Origin of the sequence: Nocardia sp. NPDC056541 (genome assembly GCF_042794235.1) — a bacterium.
Lineage (GTDB): Bacteria > Actinomycetota > Actinomycetes > Mycobacteriales > Mycobacteriaceae > Nocardia.
In genome coordinates this window covers 86,332-101,406 of sequence record NZ_JBHTUD010000011.1, presented here as the reverse complement: position 1 = coordinate 101,406, position 15,075 = coordinate 86,332, and the positions used below count along the sequence as shown (strand labels likewise).

Here is a 15,075-nt window from a genome sequence, read left to right as displayed (position 1 = left end):
CATTTATCCCTGGGATTCCTCGCTACCGATGGTAGCGGTTCGATTTTCCGATTTCGACTTGTCGAAACGGCCGGTGATGCGGAAGCCGTCGCGAATATTGAGTGACATGAGCACGATATTTGTAGCACCGGCGACGAGTTCGAGCGCTTGCACGCCGTAGAACAACGGCCCGAACTCGTCGCGGCCCGCGAGGACGGAAAGGGTGATCGCCGAGGGAATCAGCACGAGCAACCCGTTACCCGCGATGAACGGCATCCGGCGCTTCTTCGCGAGGATCGGGGGCATCGTGGAGTCCCCGGCCAGCCGGAAGCCGGTGCCGCCGGTGGCGGCGAGGGCGAGCACCAGGATCGGCAACGCCCACGGGATGGTCTGCTTCACCGCGATGATCGCGTCCTTGGAACCGCTGAGCTCACTCACCACAGTCGAGGTCCAGAAGGTGAGAATCGTGAGCAATCCGATCGTGCCCGCGACGGGATGGATGCGCGAGAGCATGGTTTACCTCTCTTCGATGGTCATGTGGACCGATCGGCCTCGAGGTTGCCGATCGCCTGTCGAACCATGCGGATGAAGTCGTCGCCGCGGACCTCGGGGAACCCCGCGGTCGCGATGTCGTTCACCTCCCCGGCCGCGGCGATCAGCGCGGTGCGCAATCGCCGGGACCGGTCGGTGAGGTAGATCAGCGCTCGCCGGCCGTCCTGCGGGTCGGCGGTGCGCTGGATGAGGCCGTCGCGCTCCATCCGCTTGAGCGTGTGGGCCATCGTCGACTGGTCGATCCGGACCTTCTCGCAGAGTTGCAGCTGCGAGATCCCCTCCTCCTCGTACAGCGCGAGCAGTTGTGCGAACTGCCCGGGCACCACACCGTGCCCGGCGATTCGGTCGCGCAGTGCCTGTTCCATGAGCCGCGCCAGATGGTTGATCACGTACCCCAGGGAGTTGCTCCGATCCATCGGTAGCGTCTCGAGCGGTTCCATACCCACCTTCCATCGTCGTTGATCTGCGGCTCCCCTCAGATTACATGGCAAGCCATGTAATTGCGACCGGTAGCGGACACCCGGTCGACGCGGAGCCGGCGCGTGATGCTAGGGCCGACGCACACCGTCGGCAACCGGGCGGAGCGAAACCTGAACCAGCCCGGATGAATTGGACGAACTCCACAGACTGCGGCGCCCGGCGCGCGCAGCTCCTGAAGATTTCCGGAGGTTCCGTTCACCATATGGTGATCTCCGTTACGCACGATTAGTGAAGCGTCCCAACGACTTTCAGGAGGCATCGTGCGAAAAGTGCTGATCGCCAACCGCGGTGAGATCGCCGTCAGAATCGCACGAGCCTGCCGTGACGCGGGCATCACCGCGGTGGCGGTGTACGCCGATCCCGACCGCGACGCACTGCATGTGCGCACCGCCGACGAAGCCTACGCACTGGACGGCGACACGGCGCAGTCCAGTTATCTCGATGTCGAGGCGGTACTCGCCGCAGCGCGAGCCGCGGGTGCCGACGCGGTCCATCCCGGCTACGGCTTCCTGTCGGAGAACGCGGATTTCGCCGCCGCGGTCCTGGCGGCGGGACTGATCTGGATCGGCCCGCCGCCCTCGGTGATCCGCGATCTCGGCGACAAGGTCACCGCCCGCACGATCGCGGTCGCGGCGGGCGCGCCGATCGTGGCGGGTACCCCGGGCCCGGTATCGGATCCGGACGAGGTCGTGGCGTTCGCCCGGGCCCACGGCTTGCCGGTCGCCATCAAGGCGGCATACGGCGGCGGCGGTCGCGGGCTCAAGGTGGCGCGCACCCTCGCCGAGATCCCGGAGTGCTTCGCCTCGGCGGTCCGCGAGGCGACGGCCGCGTTCGGTCGAGGCGAATGCTTCGTGGAACGCTATCTGGATTCCCCGCGGCACGTGGAGACGCAGTGCCTCGCCGACACGGCAGGCACCGTGGTCGTGGTCTCGACCAGGGATTGTTCGCTGCAGCGCCGTCATCAGAAGCTCGTGGAGGAGGCGCCGGCGCCGTTCCTCACGCCCGCGCAGCACAGCGCGCTGGTCGAATCCTCCAAGGCCATCCTGCGTGCCGCGGGCTACGTGGGTGCGGGCACCTGTGAGTTCCTGATCGGCGCCGACGGCACGCTGTCCTTTCTCGAGGTCAACACCCGGCTCCAGGTGGAACACCCGGTCTCGGAGGAGGTCACGGGCATCGACCTGGTCCGCGAGCAACTGCGCATCGCCGCGGGCGGACTCCTCGACTATCCCGATCCCCCGACGCGTGGGCACTCGATCGAGTTCCGCGTCAATTGCGAGGACGCCGGGCGCAACTTCGCGCCGATGCCCGGCACGATCACCGGCTACCGGACCCCGAGCGGTCCGGGCGTGCGGGTCGACTCCGGGGTCGAGGCGGGCACCGAGGTCGGCGCGAACTGGGATTCACTGCTGGCCAAGCTCATCGTCACCGGCGAGAACCGGACCCAGGCACTGCAACGGGCGGCGCGCGCGCTCAGCGAGTTCGCGATCGACGGCATCGCGACCGTGCTGCCGCTGCACCGTGCGGTGGTCGCCGACCCCGCCTTCACCGACGCGCCGTTCCGCGTACACACCCGCTGGATCGAGACCGAGTTCGACAACACCATCGAGCCCTACCCCGATACCGCCGCACCGCCCGGTGCCACGGCGCCGCGCGAGACCGTGGTGCTCGAAGTGCGCGGTAAACGAGTGGAGGTGACCCTGCCCGCGCGCGGCACCAAACCGGCCTCCCGACCCTCGCCTCGCCCCCTGCGCGTGAGCGCCGCCGCTACCCCCAGCGGCGACTCACTGACCGCCCCGATGGCCGGAACTCTGGTGAAACTCGCTGCCGCCGAGGGTGATTCGGTGGCATCCGGGCAGCTCATCGCGGTGATCGAGGCGATGAAGATGGAACAACCGGTCACCGCCCACAAGGCGGGCATCGTCGTCGGCCTGATCACCGACATCGGCACCAGTATCGGCAGCGGCGCCGTGCTGTGCCGGATCCAGAACTGAACCGCAGAGGAGCCGACACCGGATGCATACGACAGTCACGGTCGCCAGGACGACCACTATCGCGGCCCGCGCACGCGTGGCGGGCAGGTTCGCCGAGCACGATGCCACGGCGGCCCCGACGGACGCGAAAATCGTTCGCCGCCAACTGTTCCACTATCACGACGACCTGCTCATCCACATCGTCGACAGCGACACACCGCTGCCCGGCGAGCCCGAGGGCCCCGACCTCGGCGCCGATATCGCGCCCTTCGACACCACCGTGCTCGCCGAGCGCTACTACCACTGGCTGCCCGGCCCGGTGGACCCCGCCATGTTCAGCACCCTCGTCGTCAATCGCCTGGTCCCCGAACGCCGCCCGCAGGTCGCGCAGCTGTTCGCCGATTTCGACACCACCGACGTCCCCCACCGGATGGGCACCCGGCGCAGGCAGCTCTTCGCCCTCGGCGGCGTCTATTTCCACCTGCAGGACTTCGAGACCCCCGACGGCGGTGCGGTGATCGCCCAGGCGTGGAAGCAAGCCGACCCGCGCTTCATCCAGATCTGCGACGACCTCGACCCCTTGATCGACAAGTACGACTCGTCGACCTGGCGCAAGCCGGCCGACGCGGTCGCACACCGCTTCTACCACTGGGAGGCACAGTGAACACCCGGCGCGTCGTCATCACCGGAATGGAGGTGATCGCCCCCGGCGGAGTCGGCACCAAGCAGTTCTGGGAACTGCTCACCGCCGGCCGCACCGCCACCCGGCGGATCAGCTTCTTCGATCCCGAGCAGTTCCGGTCCAAGGTCGCGGCCGAGGTCGACTTCGACCCCGAACTGCACGGCCTCACTCCCCACGAGATCCAGCGACTCGACCGCGCGGCACAGTTCGCCGTCGTCGGCGCGCGCAGCGCGGTGGCCGACAGCGGGCTCGAGTTCGACACCATCGACCCGTACTCGATCGGGGTGGCACTGGGCAGCGCGGTCGGCGCGACGATGCGCCTGGAGCAGGACTACCGCGTGATCAGCAATGGCGGACGCCTGGAACTGGTCGACCAGAAGTACGCCGACCAGCACCTCTACCACCATCTGTCGCCCGGCTCGTTCGCCGCCGAGGTGGCCTTCGCGGTCGGCGCGCAAGGGCCGGCGACCGTGGTGTCCTCGGGCTGCACGTCCGGTCTCGACTCGGTCGGGTACGCCGCCCAGCTCATCGCCGAGGGCTCGGTGGACATCATGGTCACCGGCGCCTCGGACGCGCCGATCTCGCCGATCACGATGGCCTGCTTCGACGCGATCAAGGCGACCACCCCGCGCCACGACTCCCCCGAAACCGCCTCCCGGCCGTTCGATGCCTCCCGCACCGGCTTCGTCCTGGGTGAGGGCGCGGCCCTGTTCGTCCTCGAGGAACTGTCCGCGGCCCGGCGGCGCGGTGCGCACATCTACGCCGAGATCGCCGGCTACGCCACCCGCGCGAACGCCTATCACATGACCGGGTTGCGCCCCGACGGCGTCGAGATGGCCGAGGCCATCCGGGTGGCGCTGCACGAGGCCCGGCTGCCCGGCGACTCGATCGACTACATCAACGCGCACGGCTCGGGCACCAAGCAGAACGACCGGCACGAAACCGCCGCGTTCAAGCGCAGTTTGGGTGCACACGCCTACGACACCCCGGTGAGCTCGATCAAGTCGATGGTCGGGCATTCGCTCGGCGCGATCGGCTCGATCGAGATCGCGGCCTCGGTCCTGGCGATCGGCGCCGACGTGGTGCCGCCGACGGCGAACCTGCACACCGCCGACCCCGAATGCGACCTCGACTACGTGCCGCTCACCGCCCGTGAGCACCGCACCGACACCGTACTCACGGTGGGCAGCGGCTTCGGCGGCTTCCAGAGCGCGATGGTCCTCACCACGGCGAAGGGAGTCGCGGCATGACCGCGGTACTCGACGACACCCGCGCGGTGGTCACCGGCATCGGCATCACCGCGCCGAACGGCCTCGGTACTCAGCCCTATTGGGATGCGGTGCGCGGGGGCCGCAGTGGCATCGGCCGACTCACCCGCTTCGATCCGGCGGGCTACCCGGCCACGCTGGCCGGTGAGATCGACGACTTCGATCCCCAGCAACACCTGCCCAATCGCCTTCTGCCTCAGACAGATCAGGTGACCCGCCTCGCTCTCGTCGCGGCCGAATGGGCACTGGCCGATGCCGGCATCGACACCGGCGAGCTCGACGACTTCGACATGGGCGTGCTCACCGCCTCGTCCTCGGGCGGATTCGAGTTCGCGCAGAAGGAGCTCGGGAATCTCTGGAGCCGGGGTAGCCGTTTCGTCAGCGCCTATCAGTCCTTCGCCTGGTTCTACGCGGTCAACAGCGGCCAGATCTCCATTCGTCACGGTATGAAAGGGCCCAGCGGTGTCCTGGTCAGCGACCAGGCAGGCGGCCTCGACGCGATCGCCCATGCGCGCAGGCAGATTCGCCGAGGCACCGCGCTGATGGTGTCGGGCGCGATGGACGCCACGCTGTGCCCGTGGGGCTGGGCGGCACTGTGGACGAGCGGCCGGTTGCACGCGGGCGCCGATCCCGACGCCGCCTACCTGCCGTTCGACGCGCGGGCCGCGGGCCATGTCCCGGGTGAGGGCGGCGCGATCCTGATCCTCGAGTCGGCGGCGGCCGCCACCGCCCGGGGAGCGCGCAGCTACGGCGAGATCGCCGGATACGCCGCGACGTTCGATCCCGGGCCCGGAACCGGTCGCGAACCGGCCCTGCGCGCGGCGATCGAACGGGCGCTCGCCGATGCCGGACTCGCGCCGAGCGATATCGACGTGGTGTTCGCCGACGCCGCGGGTCTGCCCGAGCACGATCAGATCGAGTCCGACGCCGTCACCGCGGTCTTCGGTCACCGCGGCGTCCCCGTCACCGCACCGAAAACCATGACGGGACGGCTGTATTCGGGAGCGGGCCCCCTCGATGTCGCCACCGCGCTGCTCGCCATGTCGACCGGCGAGATCCCACCGACGATCAACGTCACCCCGAACGCCGACTCGCCACTGGACCTGGTGGTCGGTGGGGTGCGGCACGCGACGGTGCGTGCCGCACTCGTCCTGGCACGCGGCTACGGCGGATTCAACTCCGCCATGGTCGTGTCCGCACCCGAAGGAAGGGAAATCTCATGACATTCACCCTCGACGACCTGACCCGGATCCTCCTCGAAGGCTCCGGCGAACCCGAGAACGTCGACCTGGAGTCCGACATCCTCGACCTCACCTTCGACGATCTCGGCTACGACTCCCTCGCGATGCTCGAGACCGCCAGCCGCGTCGAACGCGAATTCGGGGTGACCCTCGACGACTCGACCGTGATCGAAGCGACCACACCGCGCACCTTTCTCGACGCGGTGAACGCCCTTCTCCCCGTTCGCACCCCCTAGAAGGAGTCATCATGTCGAAAATGCACGCAGTGGTCACCGGTGCCACCAGCGGTATCGGGCTGGCCGTGGCCCGGCTGCTCGCCGGCAACGGGCACACCGTCTACCTCGGCGCGCGCACCGCGGAGAACGTCGCCACCACCGTCAAGGAGTTCACCGAAGCCGGCCTCGAGGTGGACGGCAGCGCCGTCGACGTGCGTTCGGGTGAGTCGGTGCACGAGTTCATCGAAGCCGCCACCGCCCGGTTCGGCCCGGTGGACGTGCTGGTCAACAACGCGGGTATCAGCGGCGGCGGCGTCACCGCGGACCTGGTGGACGAGATCTGGGACAACGTCATCGACACCAACCTCAACAGCGTCTTCCGGATGACGCGCGAGGTGCTCAACACCGGCGGGATGCGCCACCGCAGCCGCGGCCGGATCATCAACATCGCCTCGACCGCCGGCAAGCAGGGCGTGGTCCTCGGCGCACCGTACTCGGCATCCAAGCACGGTGTCGTCGGGTTCACCAAGGCGCTCGGCAACGAGCTCGCGCCGACCGGCATCACCGTCAACGCGGTCTGCCCCGGCTACGTGGAAACGCCGATGGCGCAGCAGGTTCGGCGGAACTACGCGAGCCTGCAGCAGAGCACCGAGGACGCGGTGATGGCGAAGTTCACCGCCAAGATCCCGCTCGGCCGCTACTGCACTCCGGAGGAAGTGGCGGGCCTGGTCGGCTATCTCGCCTCCGACACCGCCGCGTCCATCACCGCCCAGGCGATGAATGTCTGTGGCGGACTCGGGAATTACTGAAAGGGGATCGACCATGTCCGCATCCGTATCCGTCACCACCACCGGCCATGCCGAACATTCGATCGAGATCGCCGCGCCCGCGGCGACCGTCTACCGGCTGCTCGCGGAGGTGGAGAACTGGCCACAGTTGTTCCCGCCCACCATTTTCGCCGACTACCTCGACAACGACGACCGAGAGCAGCGCATCCGGATCTGGGCCACCGCGGGCGAGAGCGTCAAGCATTGGGTGTCGCGCCGGGTACTCGATCCGGAGCAACGCCGCATCGAGTTCCGCCAGGAGGTCAGCAGCGCGCCGATCGCCGCGATGGGCGGCACCTGGATCATCGAGGCGCTCTCGGTGAATCGGAGCAACGTACGCCTGCTGCACGACTACCAGGCCACCGAGGAAGACCAGCTGAGCTGGATCGACCAGGTGGTCGACCGCAATTCGACCACCGAGCTCGCCGCGCTGAAGCGCAATATCGAACTCGGCGACGCGGGCACCGACGCGACGTTCTCCTTCGAGGACACCGTCGAGGTGGCGGGCACGGCCGCCGATGTGTTCGGGTTCATCAGCCAAGCGCAGCTGTGGCCGGAGCGGCTGCCGCATGTGGCGGGGGTCGAGCTCATCGAACCGGGTCCCGGCATCCAGTCACTGGCGATGGACACGGTGGCGATGGACGGTTCCCAGCACCGCACCATGTCGTATCGCATCGTGTTCCCGGACACCATGATCGCCTACAAGCAGCTGACCATGCCCGCGCTGATGACGCTGCACACCGGGTACTGGACCGTGCGGCCGTCCGAGGGCGGGGTGGCGGTGTCGTCGCAGCACAGCGTGGTGATCAACACCGACAACATCACCGCGGTCCTCGGTCCCGACGCCGATGTGGCGACCGCGAGGGAGTACGTGCAGCGGGCGCTGAGCACCAACAGCATGGCCACCCTGGCCCATGCCAAGAAGTTCGCCGAGGAACGGTCATGAGCTCCGCGGAGGCGAGCGCGGCACTCCTGTCCCCGGGCGTGCACCGGATCACCCTGGACGCGGCGGGAATTCCGATGTCCGGCCTGCTCAGTACGCCCGCCTTGGCCCTGCCTCGTGCCACCATCGTCGCCCTGCACGGGGCAGGGATGTCCGCCGCGTACTTCCACGGCCGCGCCCACCCGGACGTGTCGCTGCTCAGCACCGCCACCCGGCTGGGCTACGCGGTGCTGGCACTGGACCGCCCCGGCTACGGTGCCTCGGTCGACGCCCTGCCGGACGGTCAGTCGCTGACCGACCAGGCCGAGACCGTACGTGCCGCGCTCGCCGACTTCACCGCCGACAACGAGGTCGGCGCCGGGATGTTCCTGCTCGGGCACTCCTTCGGCGGCAAGCTCGCCCTCACCATGGCGACCGAGAGCGAGTTCTGCGGCGTCGACGTCTCGGGCTGCGGGCACCTCTACAGCGAGGACACCGAAACCAAGATGTGGCAACGCAATTGGGGCGATCTCCAGTTGTATCCGCCCGGCACCTTCGCCCGGTCGGGCGCGGCGGTGGACTCGACGCCGATACTGGAACTGGTCGACGCCGCCGCCTGGCCGCAGACCTTCGCCGAACTGGCCGATCGCATCCGGATTCCGGTGCGGTTCAGCTTCGCCGAGCAGGAGAAGTGGTGGCGCACCGACGATGCCGCGCTCGCCGACCTGTCCGCCCTGCTCGCCTCGGCGCCCCGCCGCGGCTTGACCCGCGTCCCGCAGGCGGGCCACAACATCAGCCTGGGCTGGGCGGCCAGGGCCTATCACACGAGTGCGCTGGCCTTTTTCGAAACCTGCCTGCTCGACCCCATCGCGGCCTGAGCGAGAGGACACCGCTGTGACCGAGGAATACACGCTGCCGTTCACCTCCGACGGTGACCTCGACCGGATCGACGAACTGCGCCTGCGTAAGGAACTGGCTGAGCTCGGCCCCGATCCGGCCGCGACCGAGCGCCAGCACGCCAAGGGCAAACTGACCGCCCGCGAACGGATCTCGCTGCTGCTGGATCCGGACTCGTTCACCGAACTCGAACCGTTGCGCAGGCATCGGGCCACCGGGTTCGGCCTCGAGCACAGCAGGCCCTACACCGACGGCGTGGTGGCCGGCTGGGGCACCGTCGACGGACGCACCACCTTCGTCTACGCCCACGACTTCCGGATCTTCGGCGGTGCGCTGGGCGAGGCGCACGCCGAGAAGATCCACAAGGTCATGGATTTGGCGATCACCGCGGGGGCGCCGCTGGTGTCGCTGAACGACGGTGCGGGCGCCCGGATCCAGGAGGGTGTCGCCGCCTTGGCCGGCTACGGGGGCATCTTCCGGCGCAATACCGCAGCCTCGGGGGTGATTCCCCAGATCAGCGTCATGCTGGGGCCCTGTGCGGGCGGGGCCGCCTACTCCCCCGCCCTGACCGATTTCGTCCTGATGGTGCGCGGCACCGCGCAGATGTTCATCACCGGGCCCGAGGTGGTCACCGCCGTCACGGGCGAATCGGTGACCCTCGACGGATTGGGCGGCGCCGACATCCACGCCGAGCGCTCCGGTGTCGCGCACTTCGTCCACGACGACGAGGCGACCTGCCTCGCCGATGTGCGCTACCTGCTCTCCTTTCTGCCACAGAACAACCGGGAACTGCCGCCGGTGGTGCCCACCGACGACCCGGTCGATCGGCCATGCCCCGCGCTCGGCGATCTCGTCCCCGACACCGGGACCACGCCCTACGACATCCGCGCGGTGATCGCCGAAATCGTCGACGACGGCGCGTATCTGGAGATCCAGGAACGCTGGGCCGCCAATATCGTCATCGCGCTGGCCCGGATGAACGGTCAGACAGTCGGTTTCGTCGCCAACCAACCACAGTGCCTGGCAGGCACTCTCGATATCAGCGCCAGCGAGAAGGCCGCACGCTTCGTCCAGATGTGCGATGCGATGAACATCCCGCTGGTCACCCTGCTCGATGTGCCGGGGTTCCTGCCCGGGGTCGGCCAGGAACACAGCGGCATCATCCGGCACGGCGCGAAGCTGCTGTACGCCTACTGCAACGCGACCGTGCCGCGGATCTCGATCGTGCTGCGCAAGGCCTACGGCGGCGCCTACATCGTCATGGACTCGCGCAGTGTCGGTGCCGATCTGGCGCTGGCCTGGCCGACCAACGAGATCGCGGTGATGGGCGCACAGGGCGCCGCGAACGTGGTCTTCCGCAAACAGATCGCCGCCGCCGGCGACCCCGACGCGGCCAGGACCGAGCTCGTTGCCCGGTACGCCCGCGAGTTGATGCATCCCTACTACGCCGCCGAGCGCGGCCTGGTCGACGACGTCATCGACCCGGCCGACACCCGTTCGATCCTCATCAGATCACTGAACATGTTGCGCGCCAAGCATTCCGAGCCGCCGGTGCGCAAGCACGGCAACCCACCCCAGTAGGAGGACCACATGTCCGATTCCCTAGCGCTGGTCGATTCCCGAAACGATCCGAGCGAAGAGATGATCGCCGCCGTCGCCGCGGTGTTGCTGACCTATGACGAGCAGGCCGAAGAGCTGTCGCCGCCCCAGGCGGTGTGGCCCTACACCCGGTTTCGCGATCCGCGCGGCTGGCGCTAGCCCATGGCCCGACCCGACGATCTGATCGGCACCTGGCAACTCGCGTCGTTCCACGACACCGATCCCACGGGCACGCCGACGCCCGGCCCACTCGGCGCCGAGCCCGCCGGGTTCCTCACCTACACCGCGTCCGGCCACCTCTCGGTCGCGATGATGCGCACCGCCCCCGGCGAACCCGCGTTCATGGGATACGCGGGCCGCTGGAGCGTCGACGACGGCGTCCTGCGCCATCACATCCTCGTCTGCTCACGCACCGACTGGGTCGGCGAGGAACAAGTCCGCATCGCCGAGCTGACCGACGGTCTGCTCACCATCCGCACCACCCCCGACAACGGCCGCGTCGTGCAGTGGCGCAGGGCCGAAGCAGCACAGGAGAAGCATGCGATTCGAAGGTAAGACCGCTCTGATCACCGGATCGAGCGAGGGCATCGGCTACGCGATCGCGGCGGCGCTGGTCGCCGAGGGCGCGAAGGTGGTACTCACCGGGCGCCGCGAGAAGGAACTGGCCGAGGCGGCGGACACCCTGGGCGCGGCCTGGATCAGCGGCGACATCGCCGATCCGGACACCGCGCACCACGCCGTCGACCACGCGGTCGAGCAGTTCGGTGGCCTCGACCTCCTGGTGTGCAATGCCGGAATCCTCATTCCCGGTGCGATTTTCGCCCAGCCGATGGCGGAAGTGAACCGGATCATCGACGTCAACCTGCGCGGCACCATCGCCACCGTCGCCGCGGCGGTGCCCGCGCTGGGCAAGCAGACCGGTTCCTCGATCGCGGTCATCTCCTCCGCCATCGGCCGCAAGCCGGGACCGGGCACCGGCATCTACGGCGCTACCAAGGCAGCCCTGCAATACCTGGTGCCGACGTGGGCAAGCGAACTCGGCCCCAGGGGAATTCGAGTCAACGGCGTCTGTGCCGGCATCACCGAGACCCCGGGCTTCCGCGCGGGCGCCGAGGCGATCGCAGGACTGGAGGAAGGCGTCGTCGCCACGAACGTGATCAAACGCATCGCCACCGCCGACGAGGTCGCGGCGCCGGTACTGACCCTGCTCGATTCCGCGGGCGCCGGTTTCGTCACCGGCTCGATCTGGGACATCGACGGCGGCTACGGACTCGGAGCACACCATGGCTGACCATGACGTGATCGTCGTCGGGGCGGGGCACAACGGCCTCACCGCCGCCGCCTACCTCGCCAAGGCGGGCCTGGATGTCGTGGTCCTGGAGGCCAAGTCGGAGATCGGCGGTGGCGTCGTCAGCGAGGCGGTGACCCTGCCCGGTCACCAGCACGACCTGCACGCCGCCGCACACATCTTCATCCACGGCAATCCGATGATCCTCGACGACGAACTGGGCCTGCTCGCCGAGCACGGGCTGAGCTATGTCTATCCCGACCCCAGCATGTCGGTGGTGTTCCCCGACGACGACTTCATCGCCTTCTATCACGACGTGCACAAGACGGCCGAGACGATCGCGCGGATCTCCCCCGTCGACGCCGAGAACTACCTGCGTTTCTACGAATTCGCGAGCCCGCTGCTCGACCAGCTGCTGCCCGCGATGTTCCGCCCGCCGGCCCCGCTCGGCGCGCTGTTCGCGCAGCTGGAACAGTCCGAGATCGGTCAGGAGACGATGCGGGTGCTCATGATGAGCTACCTCGACGTCTGCCACGAATGGTTCGTGCACCCGAAAGTCAAAGCGGCCCTGTGCCGTTGGGTGTCGGAGCTGCTGATCTCGCCGGACGAGGGCGGCACCGGCGCCTTCCTGCTGCTGATGGTGCCGTTCATCCATCGCTACGGCATGGGTTTCGCGGTGGGCGGCTCGCAGTCACTGTCCGACGCGCTCGCCGCCGCGCTGCGCGGCTACGGCGGCACCATCCACACCGGCGCGAAGGTCGAGCGGTTCCGGTTCGACGGCGACCGGGTCACCGGGGTGCGCTGCGCCGACGGCACCGAGTTCAGCGCGCGTCGCGCTGTCCTGGCCGACCTCAATATCAAGCAGCTGCCCGCGATGGTGGAGCACCGATTCGGCGCCGAGTGGGAGCGCAAGGTCGATCGGATCAAGTCCGCCGGTTTCCGCCTGGTCGCCGGGCATCTCGTCCTGAGCGAGGCGCCCGAGTTCCGTGCCGGGCCGGAGGTCACCGAAGCCGGTTTCCAGGAGGTCGCCCTCGATCTGCCCGACCTGCTGCGTACCTTCGACCAGCTCAAATACGGCGAACCGGTGCACACCATCCCGACGGTCTCGACCGCCACCCGCTGGGACCCCAGCAGGGCTCCCGCCCCGCATCACACGCTCTACCTGCTCGGTTACGCCCCGATGGAGCTGGCCGAGGGCGATTGGGACAGCCGCAAGGAGGAGATCTTCGATCAGGTCTTCGCCACCTTCGCGCAGATGACCACCAATATCGGCCCCGATCAGGTGCTGTCACGGGTGGTGCACAGCCCATTGGACATGGAGCGCTACAACGACGCCTGGGTGGACGGCGATCCCGGCCACTTCGGCTGCCAGCTGTTCCAGTTCATGGGTATGCGACCGCTGCCGAACATGGGCTACCGGCTGCCCGCCGAGGGCTTCTATCTCGTCGGGCCGTCCACTCATCCCGGTCAGGGTGTCACCGGTGGCGCGAGAGCCGCCGCGCTGGCGGTCCTCGCCGACCTGGGAATGGGCGCCTGATGAACATCGAACCCGGCCCCGCCGAAGTCCAGGAAGCGATCACCGAGCTCCTGCGCACCGAGGAGCTCGCCGCATTGGCCACCATCGACGAGCAGGGCGCGCCGTCGACCTCGGCCATGCACATCGCCGCCGACGGTCTCATCGCCTACATGCACACCTTCCAATTCAATCGCAAACACGCTCAGATGCAACAGAATCCGAATGTCAGCTACGTGGTGAGCCATATTCCACCCGGCGGTTTCGCGGGTCGCCACGCCATTCGTTCGGTGCAGATCCAGGGTCGCGCCACGCTGGTCACCGATCCCGCCGAGATCCAGCGTGCCGTCACCCTCAGCTTCGAGCAGTTCCCGTGGCTCGCCGATATCTCGCTCTACGACAATGTCAAACTCCCCGACGAAGGCCAGCAGGTGTTCTATCGCATCGAACCGACCCGCGGACTGTGGGCCGATCACCGGGTCCGCCAGCTCTGGCGGGTGTTCCTGGAATTCAGCTACGACGGCCGCACCGTCACCGGTTGCCGCCCTTACCATTCGGCGCGCCGAACTGGGTGAGTTCAGGCTGTGAGGTCGCACAGTCCGCTTGACTCGGCCTATCGGAAACTGATCAGCTGGCTGATGTGTTCAACGTTGGGTGGGGAAGATCTCGTCGGCTGAGCCGAGCTCTCACGATCGTCGCGACGGCCGTGGTCGTGTCGTCCATCGGCACCGCCGCGGCCGTTGCAGCGCCGCCGGTGATACGAACGCCCGCAGGCGGTTTCGAGGATTTGATCGTGCCGTCGAGCATGGGCCCGATCAAGGTCCAGGTGCAATGGGCGGCGCGCGGCGGCAGCTCCGCGCTGTATCTGCTCGACGGTCTGCGCGCCCCCGACGACCACAGCCAATGGACCACCGACACCGACGCCCTGCGCCAATTCGCCGGCGACAACGTTACTTTGGTGTTCCCGGTCGGCGGCCACTCCAGCTTCTACACCGACTGGTACCGACCCAGCAGCACCAACGGCCAGAAGACGACCTACCGGTGGGAAACGTTCCTCACCCGCGAACTGCCCGATTTCCTTGCCAGATATGGGGTCTCGCGTACCAACAACGCCATCGTCGGCGCGTCCATGGGCGGCAACGCCGCACTCACCCTCGCCGCCCACCATCGTGATCAGTTCCGCTTCGCCGGTTCGTTCTCCGGCTTCGTCAACCCGACCTACCCGATGTGGAACCAGGCCATGCGCGTCGCCATGCTCGACGAGGGCAATTTCAATGTCGACGACATGTGGGGCCCGGCAGGCGATCCCGCGTGGGCCCGCAACGACGCCACCGCCCAGGTCGAGCGACTGCGCGGCCTGCCCCTTTACGTGACCACCGGCAACGGCATCCCCGGCGCCGCCGATGTGCCCTACGGCCTCGGCAACACCCTCAACGCGATGAGCCTCGAGGCGATGACGGTGGTCGCCGCGGGCATCTTCCGCGACCGGGCCACCGCCCTCGGGGTCTCCGCCAGGGTCGACATCGTCAACGGCACCCACAACTGGCCGTACTGGCAACAGGCCCTCACCACCGCTCGCCCGATGATCTTGGACGCGCTGTCGGCCTGACTCCGAAGCCGCGGCCGTGGCCGATTGCTACCG

Annotated in this window: 17 protein-coding genes; 15 read left to right on the top strand and 2 right to left on the bottom strand. The window is 68.1% G+C overall.

Annotation, left to right across the window (positions count from 1 at the left end; all coding sequences use genetic code 11):
• Nucleotides 1-3: 3 nt before the first annotated feature.
• Together ACFQ9R_RS20640 and ACFQ9R_RS20635 are read right to left on the bottom strand one after the other, a co-directional pair.
• Nucleotides 4-492, bottom strand: coding sequence for a hypothetical protein (locus ACFQ9R_RS20640; RefSeq protein ID WP_378992520.1), 489 nt, complete (start codon nucleotides 490-492; stop codon nucleotides 4-6).
• 20 nt (nucleotides 493-512) lie between these two features.
• Nucleotides 513-971 carry a MarR family winged helix-turn-helix transcriptional regulator gene (locus tag ACFQ9R_RS20635; RefSeq protein WP_378992519.1) on the bottom strand — a complete coding sequence of 153 codons (459 nt, stop codon included), beginning with the start codon at nucleotides 969-971 and terminating at the stop codon, nucleotides 513-515.
• A gap of 300 nt (nucleotides 972-1,271) precedes the next feature.
• On the opposite strand from ACFQ9R_RS20635, the gene ACFQ9R_RS20630 reads away from it, so the two are divergent.
• From ACFQ9R_RS20630 to ACFQ9R_RS20560, 15 genes are all read left to right on the top strand, one after another.
• Entirely contained in the window at nucleotides 1,272-3,002 is a 1,731-nt protein-coding gene (locus ACFQ9R_RS20630) for a biotin carboxylase N-terminal domain-containing protein (protein WP_378992518.1), read from the top strand.
• A 22-nt stretch (nucleotides 3,003-3,024) separates the two neighbouring features.
• Complete coding sequence (locus ACFQ9R_RS20625) at nucleotides 3,025-3,645, top strand: TcmI family type II polyketide cyclase (protein WP_378992517.1); 621 nt, start codon at nucleotides 3,025-3,027, stop codon at nucleotides 3,643-3,645.
• The gene (locus tag ACFQ9R_RS20620) at nucleotides 3,642-4,913 is read left to right on the top strand and encodes a beta-ketoacyl-[acyl-carrier-protein] synthase family protein (RefSeq protein WP_378992516.1); all 1,272 of its coding nucleotides are present in this window, start codon (nucleotides 3,642-3,644) and stop codon (nucleotides 4,911-4,913) included. The genes ACFQ9R_RS20625 and ACFQ9R_RS20620 overlap by 4 nt, the downstream gene beginning before the upstream one ends.
• A complete protein-coding gene (locus tag ACFQ9R_RS20615) occupies nucleotides 4,910-6,154 on the top strand; it encodes a ketosynthase chain-length factor (protein ID WP_378992515.1) in 1,245 nt (414 codons plus the stop codon). The genes ACFQ9R_RS20620 and ACFQ9R_RS20615 overlap by 4 nt, the downstream gene beginning before the upstream one ends.
• Nucleotides 6,151-6,408 carry an acyl carrier protein gene (locus ACFQ9R_RS20610; protein ID WP_378992514.1) on the top strand — a complete coding sequence of 86 codons (258 nt, stop codon included), beginning with the start codon at nucleotides 6,151-6,153 and terminating at the stop codon, nucleotides 6,406-6,408. The genes ACFQ9R_RS20615 and ACFQ9R_RS20610 overlap by 4 nt, the downstream gene beginning before the upstream one ends.
• A gap of 11 nt (nucleotides 6,409-6,419) precedes the next feature.
• The gene (gene fabG, locus ACFQ9R_RS20605; protein ID WP_378992513.1) at nucleotides 6,420-7,196 is read left to right on the top strand and encodes a 3-oxoacyl-ACP reductase FabG; all 777 of its coding nucleotides are present in this window, start codon (nucleotides 6,420-6,422) and stop codon (nucleotides 7,194-7,196) included.
• 13 nt (nucleotides 7,197-7,209) lie between these two features.
• Nucleotides 7,210-8,160 (top strand): aromatase/cyclase, encoded by a 951-nt coding sequence (locus ACFQ9R_RS20600; RefSeq protein WP_378992512.1) that lies wholly within the window; start codon nucleotides 7,210-7,212, stop codon nucleotides 8,158-8,160.
• A complete protein-coding gene (locus ACFQ9R_RS20595) occupies nucleotides 8,157-9,014 on the top strand; it encodes an alpha/beta hydrolase (protein ID WP_378992511.1) in 858 nt (285 codons plus the stop codon). Before ACFQ9R_RS20600 ends, ACFQ9R_RS20595 begins: the two co-directional genes overlap by 4 nt.
• 16 nt (nucleotides 9,015-9,030) lie before the next feature.
• Complete coding sequence (locus ACFQ9R_RS20590; protein ID WP_378992510.1) at nucleotides 9,031-10,614, top strand: acyl-CoA carboxylase subunit beta; 1,584 nt, start codon at nucleotides 9,031-9,033, stop codon at nucleotides 10,612-10,614.
• Between the two features lie 9 nt (nucleotides 10,615-10,623).
• The gene (locus ACFQ9R_RS20585) at nucleotides 10,624-10,791 is read left to right on the top strand and encodes a hypothetical protein (protein ID WP_378992508.1); all 168 of its coding nucleotides are present in this window, start codon (nucleotides 10,624-10,626) and stop codon (nucleotides 10,789-10,791) included.
• Between the two features lie 3 nt (nucleotides 10,792-10,794).
• Nucleotides 10,795-11,187, top strand: coding sequence for a lipocalin-like domain-containing protein (locus ACFQ9R_RS20580; RefSeq protein WP_378992506.1), 393 nt, complete (start codon nucleotides 10,795-10,797; stop codon nucleotides 11,185-11,187).
• On the top strand, nucleotides 11,171-11,923 hold the full coding sequence (locus ACFQ9R_RS20575; RefSeq protein WP_378992504.1) for an SDR family NAD(P)-dependent oxidoreductase: 753 nt from the start codon (nucleotides 11,171-11,173) through the stop codon (nucleotides 11,921-11,923). Before ACFQ9R_RS20580 ends, ACFQ9R_RS20575 begins: the two co-directional genes overlap by 17 nt.
• On the top strand, nucleotides 11,916-13,457 hold the full coding sequence (locus ACFQ9R_RS20570) for a phytoene desaturase family protein (protein ID WP_378992503.1): 1,542 nt from the start codon (nucleotides 11,916-11,918) through the stop codon (nucleotides 13,455-13,457). Before ACFQ9R_RS20575 ends, ACFQ9R_RS20570 begins: the two co-directional genes overlap by 8 nt.
• Complete coding sequence (locus tag ACFQ9R_RS20565) at nucleotides 13,457-14,008, top strand: pyridoxamine 5'-phosphate oxidase family protein (protein ID WP_378992502.1); 552 nt, start codon at nucleotides 13,457-13,459, stop codon at nucleotides 14,006-14,008. The genes ACFQ9R_RS20570 and ACFQ9R_RS20565 overlap by 1 nt, the downstream gene beginning before the upstream one ends.
• Before the next feature lie 218 nt (nucleotides 14,009-14,226).
• Nucleotides 14,227-15,042 (top strand): alpha/beta hydrolase, encoded by an 816-nt coding sequence (locus ACFQ9R_RS20560; protein WP_378992501.1) that lies wholly within the window; start codon nucleotides 14,227-14,229, stop codon nucleotides 15,040-15,042.
• Nucleotides 15,043-15,075 lie beyond the last annotated feature (33 nt).

Coding starts and splice junctions, on each gene's coding strand:
- ACFQ9R_RS20570 (WP_378992503.1), top strand. CDS start 11,916: ATGGCTGACCATGACGTGATCGTCGTCGGGGCGGGGCACAACGGCCTC.
- ACFQ9R_RS20565 (WP_378992502.1), top strand. CDS start 13,457: ATGAACATCGAACCCGGCCCCGCCGAAGTCCAGGAAGCGATCACCGAG.
- ACFQ9R_RS20575 (WP_378992504.1), top strand. CDS start 11,171: ATGCGATTCGAAGGTAAGACCGCTCTGATCACCGGATCGAGCGAGGGC.
- ACFQ9R_RS20595 (WP_378992511.1), top strand. CDS start 8,157: ATGAGCTCCGCGGAGGCGAGCGCGGCACTCCTGTCCCCGGGCGTGCAC.
- fabG (WP_378992513.1), top strand. CDS start 6,420: ATGTCGAAAATGCACGCAGTGGTCACCGGTGCCACCAGCGGTATCGGG.
- ACFQ9R_RS20615 (WP_378992515.1), top strand. CDS start 4,910: ATGACCGCGGTACTCGACGACACCCGCGCGGTGGTCACCGGCATCGGC.
- ACFQ9R_RS20625 (WP_378992517.1), top strand. CDS start 3,025: ATGCATACGACAGTCACGGTCGCCAGGACGACCACTATCGCGGCCCGC.
- ACFQ9R_RS20640 (WP_378992520.1), bottom strand. CDS start 492: ATGCTCTCGCGCATCCATCCCGTCGCGGGCACGATCGGATTGCTCACG.
- ACFQ9R_RS20635 (WP_378992519.1), bottom strand. CDS start 971: ATGGAACCGCTCGAGACGCTACCGATGGATCGGAGCAACTCCCTGGGG.
- ACFQ9R_RS20610 (WP_378992514.1), top strand. CDS start 6,151: ATGACATTCACCCTCGACGACCTGACCCGGATCCTCCTCGAAGGCTCC.
- ACFQ9R_RS20585 (WP_378992508.1), top strand. CDS start 10,624: ATGTCCGATTCCCTAGCGCTGGTCGATTCCCGAAACGATCCGAGCGAA.
- ACFQ9R_RS20600 (WP_378992512.1), top strand. CDS start 7,210: ATGTCCGCATCCGTATCCGTCACCACCACCGGCCATGCCGAACATTCG.
- ACFQ9R_RS20580 (WP_378992506.1), top strand. CDS start 10,795: ATGGCCCGACCCGACGATCTGATCGGCACCTGGCAACTCGCGTCGTTC.